10 protein-coding genes are annotated in these 12,520 nt (G+C 44.9%); 2 read left to right on the plus strand and 8 right to left on the minus strand.

Going from position 1 to position 12,520, the window contains the following annotated elements:
- Nucleotides 1–17: 17 nt before the first annotated feature.
- On the plus strand, nucleotides 18–515 hold the full coding sequence (locus FHS57_RS10905) for a universal stress protein (protein WP_183973456.1): 498 nt from the start codon (nucleotides 18–20) through the stop codon (nucleotides 513–515).
- Nucleotides 516–562: 47 nt separating this feature from the next.
- On the opposite strand, the gene FHS57_RS10910 is transcribed toward FHS57_RS10905, so the two are convergent.
- Both FHS57_RS10910 and FHS57_RS10915 read right to left on the minus strand, forming a co-directional pair.
- Nucleotides 563–1,579, minus strand: a complete 1,017-nt coding sequence (locus FHS57_RS10910) for a GNAT family N-acetyltransferase (RefSeq protein WP_183973458.1) — start codon at nucleotides 1,577–1,579, stop codon at nucleotides 563–565.
- A gap of 32 nt (nucleotides 1,580–1,611) precedes the next feature.
- Entirely contained in the window at nucleotides 1,612–3,810 is a 2,199-nt protein-coding gene (locus FHS57_RS10915; protein WP_183973460.1) for a PQQ-dependent sugar dehydrogenase, read from the minus strand.
- Nucleotides 3,811–3,876: 66 nt separating this feature from the next.
- On the opposite strand from FHS57_RS10915, the gene abc-f reads away from it, so the two are divergent.
- The gene (abc-f, locus tag FHS57_RS10920; RefSeq protein ID WP_183973462.1) at nucleotides 3,877–5,790 is read left to right on the plus strand and encodes a ribosomal protection-like ABC-F family protein; all 1,914 of its coding nucleotides are present in this window, start codon (nucleotides 3,877–3,879) and stop codon (nucleotides 5,788–5,790) included.
- 144 nt (nucleotides 5,791–5,934) lie between these two features.
- On the opposite strand, the gene FHS57_RS10925 is transcribed toward abc-f, so the two are convergent.
- The 6 genes from FHS57_RS10925 to ccoG form a co-directional block, all read right to left on the minus strand.
- On the minus strand, nucleotides 5,935–6,993 hold the full coding sequence (locus FHS57_RS10925; protein WP_028525340.1) for a response regulator: 1,059 nt from the start codon (nucleotides 6,991–6,993) through the stop codon (nucleotides 5,935–5,937).
- A 4-nt stretch (nucleotides 6,994–6,997) separates the two neighbouring features.
- Nucleotides 6,998–8,239 carry a PAS domain-containing sensor histidine kinase gene (locus FHS57_RS10930; protein WP_183973464.1) on the minus strand — a complete coding sequence of 414 codons (1,242 nt, stop codon included), beginning with the start codon at nucleotides 8,237–8,239 and terminating at the stop codon, nucleotides 6,998–7,000.
- Nucleotides 8,240–8,278: 39 nt separating this feature from the next.
- A complete protein-coding gene (hemN, locus tag FHS57_RS10935) occupies nucleotides 8,279–9,640 on the minus strand; it encodes an oxygen-independent coproporphyrinogen III oxidase (protein ID WP_183973466.1) in 1,362 nt (453 codons plus the stop codon).
- 192 nt (nucleotides 9,641–9,832) lie between these two features.
- The gene (locus FHS57_RS10940) at nucleotides 9,833–10,531 is read right to left on the minus strand and encodes a sulfite exporter TauE/SafE family protein (RefSeq protein ID WP_183973468.1); all 699 of its coding nucleotides are present in this window, start codon (nucleotides 10,529–10,531) and stop codon (nucleotides 9,833–9,835) included.
- A gap of 118 nt (nucleotides 10,532–10,649) precedes the next feature.
- Nucleotides 10,650–11,084, minus strand: coding sequence for a FixH family protein (locus tag FHS57_RS10945; RefSeq protein WP_183973470.1), 435 nt, complete (start codon nucleotides 11,082–11,084; stop codon nucleotides 10,650–10,652).
- Between the two features lie 11 nt (nucleotides 11,085–11,095).
- Complete coding sequence (gene ccoG, locus FHS57_RS10950) at nucleotides 11,096–12,508, minus strand: cytochrome c oxidase accessory protein CcoG (protein ID WP_183973472.1); 1,413 nt, start codon at nucleotides 12,506–12,508, stop codon at nucleotides 11,096–11,098.
- Nucleotides 12,509–12,520 lie beyond the last annotated feature (12 nt).

The following is a 12,520-nucleotide window of genomic DNA, read 5'->3' on the forward strand; positions in this document are numbered from 1 at the left end:
TAAAAACGACTAAGCGCATGGAAAGAACAATATTAGTGCCGATAGATTTTAAAGTTGAGTCGCTAAATGCCCTCAGATTGGCATTGAATACCATCAATGCGGGAAAAGTAAACGTGGTGTTGATGTATGCCAAAATTCCTACAGATTCTATCTCGGATTTTTTGTTTTATTCGCCAGACGAAATGGTGGATAGCCTGATGACGACCGAATTTGAAGAAGCAATTGCCATTCTTAAAAATAGATACGAGTCTCTTTTGGGAAATATTAGTGTCGAACTTTTTCATGGATACAGTGCCAATGCCTTGAGCAATTTCCTAGAGGCACGCAACATTGATAAAATCTATTTCTCCAAAAACTATAAATTAAAACCTGGCAAAAAAGGTTTTGACCCTACTCCATTATTGAAAAAATCAAGGGTGTCTTACCAAGAGGTAGGCGGGGAAAGCGTTGTGGCTGAACGAAAAACCTTGAGCACCCTTTTTAACTATTTCGGACTTGAAATAGCTAATCATTGATTCAGACTTACATATAGATTGACCCACGCGTGATTCGATCGGCATTTTTACACTTTGGTAGAAATGCCGATTTTTCTTTCAAATTGCCATTTTTCGCATTCTTGGGCGCCAAGGTTACGTTTGAAACGCGCCAAACTGGTTTTGGGTTGGCCAGCGGCGTCAACTGAGATACCCAGATCTAAAATAGTTACACCTTCTTGCTGGGAAAATTCGTACAAACCTTTGGTCAACAACACCGAGGGACTGTACTGTCGATAGGCTAGGTTGTCGGCGGGGCAGAAGTGATAGAGTACATTTTTTCCAACGCGGACGGTTAGCCCTAATGAGGCAATTTCTTCACCATTTTTGACACAAAATACCCGAAAAATTTCAGGAAAAACGGTCAACCAAAGCCGCAGCTGCTCTTCACGAAAAGAAAGCGAGTAGCCGAGTCGTTGGCGGTTATGAGCAATAAATTGATACACTTGTTCGGCACTGGGAGATACCCATTCTTCAAACCGAAAATCGGCTTGCAGGCACTTGCGTAATCGCCGCCGTTCGGAGGCGTGAAGGGCTGTCTCAAACGGCTGCGAGGTTACCGAAATGTAGTGATTGATAGAGGACTGGCTTAGCTGAAAACCGTGCCGTACCAACCCGCGTTTGATAAATGAACTACGGGCAGGATGATAACAGCTGGGATAATGACGAATCGACAACGACTTGATGCCTTGCGATACGGCAAACGATTCGATGGAGTTTAACCAAACACTAAAATCGGCATGACTGACAACTTCGGCTACTTCAAACGACCCAAACGATGCCCGTAGCGGGCTGACTCCTTGCTGATTTTGAACAAAAAGATGAAAAAAACCGTAGAGTTCTTGCTGCGTTTCGGCATCGGTGAGCACAAAAGTATAAACTTGCTCGGCTTGCTGGTGAACCACGTGCAAGGGCGTATTGAAGAGCCAAGGCGACCAACGACCCCGAAAATGGGTAAGCGCAGCGGGGTCATTGCCGAACACCAACGAAGAAAAAGCCCGCTGAATAGTGGTCTGAACCTTATTTTTTGGAAGAAGGTGCGTCATTCGTTCGTGTGTTGTCGGGCAAAGATAAGAACTTAATCACAACCTTTAATCTGAGCACTAAAAGTACTACTAGCGGCGCTTTGAAACCCAGGTGCGAGGATAATGGTTTTTCCTGCATAAAATGAAGTACTTCCACTCAGCAGCGTTCCTTTACTTTGAATGACTTCATGGGCTTGATAGGTTGAGGGGGCAATTGGTCCAACTAGCTGAGTTATTGTCGGAGGACAAGATAGAGTTCGTGTTTCTTGAATCGTAAAGTTATGACAATGAACATTAGATACAGTCCATTCATAAATTGTTGCTTGGCTAAGCGAAGATAGAATTGTGGAAAATATTCCTGTAGAATCTGCTGTCAGTACAGGAAGAGTTATCCAATCGGAAGCAGTGTTTTTTACACGATATTTGAGCAAATAACTTTCGTTTTTAGAAGCTAGCCATCGAATTGCAAAGGATGTATTTGTAATGTTGAGAGCAGTTAAGGCAGCGGGGACACTATGAGTTCTTACTGACAATAGAGCGTAGTTACTTTTACACTCAGGATATGTCGTATGTACACAAGCAGTATATACTTTTAATGGGTTAGTGAGTGTGGGTGTAGTTATAAAATTGTTATTAACCGTAAGGCTTGATGATTGAGTGAGTAGAGAGTCGCTGAAAACTTTTAAAGTGTATAGCCCATTACAACCTTTTACTGAGATATTGAGAATAGTGCCTACACAAGCGATTGTGTCAATGGATTGCGGTTGTGGAGCAGGGAATTGGCATGGTATGCAAGTTGTAGATGCAAGTGTGGTAGTAATATCTATGTGAGAATTTGTTGTACTGAAAATACGTACAGTAATGGTTTGCGGGGAAATCGGATTAGGTAGGTCTGCGACTAAAACTCCGTTTGAAGGAATAGTTTTTGAACCTGCTGTATAACTGGCAGTTCCTGTATAGTTAATGCCAAATGTAAAATCATATCTATCAGTGACAGTATTACCTTGGATTGTGAGCTTAGCATCCTTATTAACACTTTGGCCTTTTAATCCGCAACTTGCAGGTACTGCTGCAACATTAATAGTAGGAGTTGAAAGGGTAGATTTAAGCCCAATTTGATAAATTTTCCCTTCATCTAAGCTCGCAACGTACAATTCTCCGCTGGTGTCTTGGCCAAAAGTGACAGGAGAGGAAGTGAGAATACCTTGAAATGTATTGGTGCGCTGACCATTTGGGGAACGAAAAAGTGTCCAAAGTTTACCCATGACCCAATCTGCATATAAATAATGCCCTCGTAGGGCGGGATATAGGTTTCCCCGATAGACATATCCGCCCATAACCGAAGCACCACTTGTAGTATCAGATACCCAGCCTTGATATTCTTGAATTGGATAGATAAGAAGAGTAGTATCACTGCACCCATTAGAGGAATAAGGGTGACTACCTTCATAACATCGCCAGCCAAAATTAGCCCCGCCTAAATTAGGGTGGGCTAAAAAATTGACTTCATCCCAATGGTCAGCGCCGTTGTCTCCAATCCACAAATCACCTGTTTGCTTGTCAAAACTCATTCGCCAAGGGTTACGTAAACCGCGTGCCCAAATTTCGTCAGGAATGCTATCTCCAAGGGTTTGATAGGGATTGGTAGTTGGAATTTTGTAATTGGGTGCAGTACTGACATCAATTCGCAGAACTTTTCCCAGTACAGTTTTGAGGTTTTGGGCATTGCCTGGAGAATCTCCCATGGTTTTACGCGTCCCTAAACCATCATCTCCTGTTGTGATGTATAAGTATCCATCTGGCCCAAAAGCAATTTCTCCACCTGTATGTCCACCAGGAACTAAATAGGGTAAGGTAAGAATCTTGGCTTCTGACCCAGCGAGGGTAATATTAGGATTGGAAGGGTTTCTCTTGAACATTACAATTTGCCCTAGCCCGTCTTGTTTTCGATAATAAACAAAAAAAATACCATTAGAAGAGTAATTAGGAGAAAAACAGAAGCTATAAATCGAAGCTCCAGTCATACTTATATCTAAAAAAGGTGTTGGATGAACAATCCCATTCTGAATGATTTTAATCTTCCCCGTAAGCTCAGAAACAAACAAGCGATTATCGCCCGCAGTTTCAATATCACTTGGTTGATTAAATCCAGCTGCATATTCGGTTAATTGAATTTGAGGTATTTGGTTCTGCGATTTTAGAGTATATGAGAAGAGAAAAAATAAAAATAGACATAACGCTGCCTTTTTCATGATTTAGAAACGGTTTGGTAGTACTCAAATATAAATACCTTACTTGAAAACCGCTAACTTTGTAGCATGATTTCGATTACCAACCTCTCGTATTATCTCGGCGACCGTGCTTTGTACGAAAACGCCTCGCTTCATATCAAGCCCAAAGATAAAATTGGCCTTATTGGTCTGAACGGAACAGGGAAGTCCACCCTGCTGCATTTGATTGTGGGTAACTACCAGCCCGATGCAGGAAATATCTCAAAAGCAGGTGGTTGTACCATTGGGTTTTTGAACCAAGATTTGCTCTCTTATCAAAGTGATGAGCCTATTTTGACGGTAGCCTTGCAAGCGTTTGAGCGTCAATTGGTGCTTCAACGCCAAATTGATGAAGTACTTCATCAGATGGAAACCAACTACGAAGATAAGCTGGTGGACCGACTTGCGCGTTTGCAAGAAGAGTTTGAGGCATTGGACGGCTATACCATTCAGTCGAAAGCCGAAGAAATTTTGGAAGGACTTGGTTTTTCGACAAGTGACCTACAAAAACCGCTACGGCAGTTTTCGGGAGGTTGGCGAATGCGCGTGATGTTGGCCAAGTTGCTGTTACAAAAACCTTCTTTGCTCATGCTCGATGAGCCTACCAACCACTTGGACTTGCCTTCGATTCAGTGGGTGGAAAAGTACGTTCAGAGCTACGAAAATGCGGTGATTGTGGTCTCGCACGACCGTGAGTTTTTGGACAATGTCTGCGATACAATGGTGGAAGTAAGCAACCAAAAGTTAAACTATTACGGCGGGAACTATTCGTTTTATCTCGAAGAAAAAGCCCTTCGTAACGAGATTCAAAAAGGGGCTTACGAAAACCAACAGGCTAAAATCCGCCAAACGGAGCGCTTTATTGAGCGTTTTAAGGCCAAAGCAACCAAAGCAAAGCAAGCCCAAAGCCGCGCTAAAATGCTGGATCGAATGGATCGGGTAGAGGCTGTAGTGGATGAAAATGCCAAAGTGCATTTCCGTTTCCAATTTACGACTCAGCCAGGCCGCCATGTGCTTCAGCTGGAGGATGTATCGAAGGCGTACGGTGAAAAGGAAATTCTGAAACATACCAATATTACGATGGAGCGCGGCGACAAAATTGCGCTTATCGGGGCCAATGGTAAGGGAAAATCCACGTTGTTGAGGGTCATTGCAGGCACCGAGCCTGTCGAAGGCGAGAGGCGACTGGGTCATAATGTGCTTTTTACTTTTTATGCCCAGCACCAGTTGGAGTCGCTTAACATAGAACATACGATTTTAGAAGAATTAAAATACGCGAACCCAACCAAAACCGAAACCGAATGTCGGACGATTTTGGGGTGCTTCTTGTTTACGGGCGACGATGTTTTTAAGAAAATTAAGGTGTTATCGGGAGGAGAAAAGTCGCGGGTTGCGTTGGCAAAAGTGTTGGTGTCTCAAGCCAATTTCTTGTTGCTCGATGAGCCTACCAACCACTTGGACATGCAGTCGGTGAATATCCTCATTCAGGCGCTTCGTCAGTACGAGGGGTCGTTTGTGGTGGTTTCTCACGACCGTTTCTTTGTGGAAGCCATTGCGGAGAAAATTTGGTACATCGAAGAAAAAGAAGTGAAAGAATATCCTGGTACGTACCAAGAGTACGAGTGGTGGCAAGAAGAACGCCAAGAAGAAGCGGTAGCAGCCCCTGTGGAGATGGTGGCAGCGCCGACACGCTCGGCGCCTGCTCCAGCGAAGAATACGTCTTCGGGTTCGTCGCACCAGCAAAAGACGCTTCAGAAAAAAATCACTCAACTCGAACAAGAAATCGACGAGTTGGAAAAACGCAAAAAAGAAGCGGAAGCGCAATTGGCTGACACTGCCATTTACAGTGATGCGACGAAATTGGCCGAAGCGAATAAAAAATACACGGAAGTCCAGCAAAAAATTGCGGCTACCACCGACGCCTGGGAAAATGCTATGATGGAAATGGAGGAGTTGGGGTAGTTAAAACAAAGCCCCTCCAAGTTTCCAAAACTTGGAGGGGCTCAGCATCTATTCGTCGTTTCGTCGGGTTGTGAGAAACCCTCATCACTTCGTCGGGTTTTGAGAAACCCTCAGCACGGCACTACAACCCTCAGCACGGCATTATTAATTCTTCATTCGAGATAGTTTCTCATAATCGAGTACCGTAATCAGACTTCCCTTCATTTCGAGGAGATGTTCGTCCTTAAAATCGGAGAGCGTACGGATGACCGTTTCGGTGGCGGTACCCACGATACTCGCTAAATCTTCGCGGGTGATGGCAATGGCAAAAGGCTTTGTTTTATCTTCTTGGTAGCGATTGGCCAGCATTATCAGCGCTTCGGCTACGCGTTTTCGTACGGAGTTGTAGGCAAGTTTCAGCAATCGTTCTTCTCGTTCGCGCACTTCATTGGAAAGCATTTTGATGAACTTCGTGGCTACGTCGCGGTTGTTGTAGAGAAGGCTATTAAACTCATCTTTGGGAATGATAACCACCTCGCTGTCTTGCAGCGACACGGCCGATTCTTGGTAGGGGGTGTTTTCCAATAAATCTAAATAGCCAAAAAAATCGCCAGGCTTGTGAAGCTCTACAATGTATTCTTTCCCAAACTCATTGGTCTTTGAGTTTTTGATTTTTCCACTTTTTAAGAAATAAACGGCATTGGGATAACTTCCTTCCGAATACACCGTTTCGCGCTTTTTATAGAGCTTCGTTTTTTTGTTTTCTGACAGTTTTTTGAGCGATTCAAACGATTTTACTTCGTTCAAAAATTGCGTTAGCCCTTCCTCCGTTCGTGAATACTCTGTTTTGAGCAAATCGTTTTTGCGTAAGCGCGTTTCGACCGCACTCAACAATTCTACGTCGTCGTAAGGTTTGGTCAAATAATCGTCTGCCCCAAGGGTCATTCCTTTGCGGTAATCAGCTTTTTCAGCTTTAGCCGTTAAGAAAATAAAAGGAATACTCGCCGTTTCAGCTTCTTTACTGAGCAAATGCAACACCCCGTAGCCGTCGAGTTCGGGCATCATGATGTCACAAATAATCAGGTCTGGCTGCTGTTCTTGAGCGATTTTGATGCCTTTCTTACCGTTTTCAGCCGTCAGTACATTGTAGTGTGCTAACTCCAAAATTTCGGTCGTGTTTTCCCGCATATCGGGATTGTCTTCTATCAGTAGAATGGTCTTCATGTGGCTAACAATTCGGAAGGTCGAGAGAGACCGTCGTGCCTTGATTCAGTTGACTCGTAAGTTGAATTTCGCCTTGCATCAACTGAATGTATTTTTTTACAATGTTTAGTCCAAGGCCAGTTCCTTGTATCGTCCCAGAGTTGTGCGCGCGGAAAAAGCGGTCAAACACATACGCTTGGTCTTGTTCGGGAATCCCAATGCCTTGGTCTTGTACTTCAAAGCGAACGGTTTTTTCTTTTTTAGATGAACGTAAGAAAATCTGCTTGCCCGCATCCGAATATTTGGAGGCGTTTGAAAGCAAATTGATGAGTACATTTTTGAGTAAATGACGGTCGATACACACCTCAGAATCACCTTCGTGGGTGTATATAATCTGTTGGTTTTCTTTACAAACCGATTTGAGTTCGTCCACCAATTCTTTGCAAAAATCAGTAACAGGAAACACAATCGGCACGTTGCGGATTTGTCCTTCTTCGAGTTTGCCGAGCGACAAAAAGTCGTTCAGAATTTCGGTGAGATTCGTAACGGTCGATTTGATTCGTTGAACGTGTTTTTGACGTTTTTCGTCTTCTTCGGCGTGCGTATAACGTCCAATCAACGACGCAGATGACAGGATGGTCGCCAACGGCGTACGGAATTCGTGCGAGGCAATCGTCACAAATTTCGTCTTCATGTCATTCAATTGACGCTCTTTCTCCAGCGCCCGCATCACTTCCTGTTTCGACTGCTCAATCTCCTCTAGCGCATGGGCCAGCTCACGGGTGCGTTGCTGCACGCGTTCTTCCAAGTCGGCGTTGAGGCTTTGGATTTGGCGGTGTGCTTCGAGCAGTGCCTCCTCTTGTTTTTTGCGCAGCGAAATGTCGATAATAAAACTTACAATGTATTCGCCATCGCTGGTGGCAAACGGACTTAAACTGATTTCGACAGGAAACTCCGAATTATCTTTACGCTTGGCATTGAGATCTAAGTTTCTCCCCATGTTCCTTGCCTTGGGATGCTGGGAGTAATTCATGCGGTGATCTACGTGATTGCGGGCATATCGTTGAGGAATAAGGATTTCTATTTTCTTACCAATCAACTCGTCTTCGTCGTAGCCAAATAACTCTTCGGCTTTGGGGTTGACCAACTGTATAGCTCCCCACGAATCCACGACAATAATTCCCTCCGTTGCACTTTTAAAGAGTGCATCTAACATTTCGACGTGTCTTCTCATCGCTTGGGTTTGCTGAATGAATATTTCTAACATACCAAATACGGAGGTTACGGTGATTTTTCCAAAAGAATTTTAAAATGTTTGGCTAAAAATGGCTGTTTGTGGTATATCGCCCCACAAACGCGCATCAAACGCCATACTAATATTACGAATAAAAGAGCGGCCTTCGGGCGTCACTTTGAGGTGATAGGGCTCGATGCTGACAAGGCCATCTTTTTCGGGCTCTTCTAGCCGAGCGAGCGCTTCGTACAATGCTTGGCATTGGTCTTTGGCATCGAACCAAGTGGTTTCAAAATGACACATCAACTGCAAAATATGGCGTCGTAGAATCAAATCCTCCCGCGTCAGAACGTGGCCTCTGAAAATCGGTAACTCGTTTGCGTTGAGGCGTTCGTAGTATTTCTCGACCGTTTTTTCGTTTTGACCGTATCCCCACCAACAATCGCCGATGGCCGATACGCCCAAGCCAACCAGCAAACGCGTCTGGGTGGTGGTATAGCCCATGAAATTGCGGTGGAGTTTTTTGTCTTCAAGGGCCTGATAAAGCGTATCGGTTTTGAGTGAAAAGTGATCCATCCCGATGTCGTGATACCCCACTGACTCTAAGGCATTACGACAGGCTTCATAAATCGCTAATTTTTTGGCGGCATCTGGCAAATCGGCCTCGGTAAATTTACGTTGACCTGGTTTTACCCAAGGCACGTGGGCATAGCTGTAAAGCGCAATGCGGTCGGGGCGAAGCTGAATCACGTCTCCGATGGTTTGGGTCATTCCCTCCACCTGTTGTTGGGGCAATCCGTACACCAAATCATAGTTAACCGACGTGTATCCAATTTCGCGCGCCTTTTCTGTTACGTGTTTTACTTGTTGGTACGTTTGAGGGCGATTGATGAGGTCAAGAATAACGGGATTGAAATCTTGCACCCCAATGCTAATTCGACGAAAACCTAGTTCAAACAACGTTTGGAGGTGCGCATCGGTCGTACTAGCTGGGTGTGCTTCAAACCCAAATTCGTGCTCAGGATGGATGTCGGCTTTTTCAAACAAACCCGTAATCAACGTTCGGAGATTTTCAGGGCTAAAAAACGTGGGCGTTCCTCCTCCTAAGTGTAACTCACGGATTTGGGGGCGATTAGGTAGAAAATCGAGGTAAAGTTGCCATTCTTTCAAGACCGCCGCAATGTACGGTTGTTCTACTTTGTGATTGACCGTAATGCGGGTATTGCAGCCACAGTAGGTGCATAAACTTTCGCAGTACGGCAAATGAATATAGAGGCTAATGCCCTCGGACGTATTGCTGATTTCAAATATATCTTTTACCAAGTCTTTCCAACGAGTTTCGGTAAGTGGGGTTTTATCCCAATAAGGCACTGTCGGGTAACTGGTGTAGCGAGGCCCAGGCACGTTGTATTTCTGAAGTAGTTGCGTGTTCATGGTAAATAGGTGTTTTACCAAAAATGCACCCTATTGGAAAAGTAAAATATGACATTGGTCAGGCTGATTGGAAAAATGTCAATGATTGTTTTTATTAAAATATAAGAAAAAGCCTTCAATCGTTTCACCGAAACGATTGAAGATTAGCCTCGGAGAGGCATAACGTTTGTAGTAAAAGATATGAAAACAACCCTACCTCCCCCCGTGACAAATAGGAATCTCCCGATTTTCTAAGCCCAAAATGGGCCAGCCTGTTACTTCTAAGCCACGGAGAATGAGCACGATGGCAACAACAGCCACAAAAGCGGGCATCCATTGGCGAGCACGGCTGCGGAGAGAGGTAGAAAAAAGGTTTTTTACAAATGCCACGGCACTCATAGCGGGAAGGGTGCCCAGCCCAAAGGTTGCCATAAAAAGTGCCCCGTCGGTAGGGCCTCCCGTGGCTACGGAGCTAATGAGTGCCATATAAACCAGCCCGCAGGGCAGAAGTCCATTGAGCGTACCGAGCATAAAAAGGGAGCTAAAACTGCGTTGGTGCAGGAGTGTCCCTAGTTGTTTTTTTATCCATTGTACCCCTTTTTGAAGAAAAGAAGGCGTCCCGAGCTGGTCGAGCCAATGGGAAGAGTACGCCACAGCGGCCAGCATAATTACTCCCGTACCAATCGACAAACTACGTTGGAGTCCTGCCAGATTGAGCGCATTACCAACAAAACCGAGCAAAAAACCGAGGAGGGCGTAAGTAGTAGCTCGACCAAGGTTATACAGTACTATTCCGCCCAATTTTTCCCATTTTGAGCGTTGATGTACGGGGAGTGCCAACGCAATCGGCCCACACATCCCCACGCAGTGTAGGCTGCTCATTAGTCCGAGGGAAAAAGCTAAGTAAAACATGGTTTTGAATGTCGAGTGTCGAGTGAAGAGTGTCGAGTTTAGACGGAGTCGCCCGTGCGATGCAGAATGTCGAATTGGTGGATATTTAATTCGACATTCTGCACTTTGCATTCGACATTCAAATATTAAGCGTTCCTTCGTTCCAGTATCCGATGCCGTTGGCTTGCCAGTCGATTTGAAGCTGGTAGCGACCCGTATGAATCTTTTGACTCGGAATAAACTGCGTTCCATCGGTTCCAACTTGAATAGGCACCGACCTGTCTTTTCGATTGTCGGCGGGGCAATAGAGGTTAATTTTCCCTCTAATGCCCTTTAATTCAGTGGGGTAATGGATACGAATGCCCGTGTCCGTTACTTCCCACGAAAGGGGAGTGGTTAGTTGTTTGGCGCGGTTGATTTTATCAATCTTGCCTTGAAATTGTACTTCTTCCTCGTAATAATTGTCGGTGACGAGGTCAATTTTTTGGACGATGCTCATCCCGACCATCGCTAGTATCATTAAGACAAATAAGCCATAAAAAGCCCAGATGCCTGTTCCCCAAGATAGTTTCATAATTGTAATGTTTATTCTTCTGGTGCAATGAAGGTTGTTTTAAATTCTTCCAATTGTTTGCCGTTGGCGTAAATTCCCAAGGAAACATCGGTGCGGCGTTTGGAGATTTCCGATTTTGGAATCGTAATAAATACCGAACCTTCGACCATTCCAGCGGCTTCGAGGTTGAGATTAGGGATTCCCGCAAATTTTAAGGTGCCTTTGGGGAACAATAACTTCATCTCAGGCTGGATGGGGTGATTGGTTTTATTGAACAATTTGAACGTATAAAGATTGCTAATGGTACCGTCGGGGTTTTCGATGAATCGAGAACCTGGAGCGCGTAAAAGCGTTGTTTCGGTGTCGTTTCGGGTAAAAATAGCGTATCCCAATCCAATCCAAAGCGCCGTCAATACAACCGCGTAGGCAATGGTACGGGTAGTGATGAGTTTGCTTTTGCCCGAAGAAATATTGTTTTCAGAATCGAAGCGAATCAAGCCTTTGGGGAGATTCACTTTTTCCATAATGTTGTCGCAAGCATCGATACAGGCCGTGCAATTGACGCACTCCATTTGGGTGCCGTTGCGGATGTCGATACCTGTTGGGCATACGTTGACACACTGAAAACAGTTGATGCAATCGCCAGCGGTACGTTCGGCACCTTTACGGAGTTTTTCACGTGGCTCGCCACGTTTATAATCATAAGCAATCACGACCGAGTTTTTGTCAAGCAACACCCCTTGCAAGCGTCCGTAAGGACAGACAACGGTACAAGCTTGGTCGCGTAGCCAGGCAAAATTCCAGAAGAAAACCAAGGTAAAAGCGCAGATGCCCAAAAACAGAGTCAAGTGGTCCGCGATTGGCTCCAAGATGATGCGTTCGAGGCGGTCAATCCCTACAAAGTAGCTTAATAGCAGATTGGCAATGGCAAATGACAATGCCATGAAAATAACCGCTTTGAGGGCTCTTTTGGTGATTTTTTCGCTGTTCCAAGGCGCTTTAGCGAGGGCACGCTGGGCTTTCCAATCTCCCTCGATGATGTATTCGATTTTACGGAAAACCATTTCCATAAAAACCGTTTGCGGACAAGCCCATCCGCACCAAACCCGCCCAAAAACGGTGGTAAAAAGAACAATAAAGACAAAGAAAGAAATCATCATTAGCCCAAAAAGCCAATAGTCTTGGGGGCCAATGAAAATTCCGAAAACGATAAACTTACGCTCTAGTATGTTGAACAAGAAGAGGGGTTGGCCATTTACTTTGATAAACGGCAAGGCAAACATCACAGTGAGCTGGAAGATGGTGAACCAAACGCGGCGGTTGTGCCATTTTCCAGTTGGTTTTTGAGGGTAAAACCAATTTCTTTTCCCAGTGGTGTCATCGACCGCCGCAAAACTATCGCGGAACGATTCGTCGAAGTCGGGGTGTGTATCGAGGGGTTGCATGATGAGAATGTA

This window comes from Runella defluvii (assembly GCF_014195535.1).
GTDB classification, from domain to species: Bacteria; Bacteroidota; Bacteroidia; order Cytophagales; family Spirosomataceae; genus Runella; species Runella defluvii.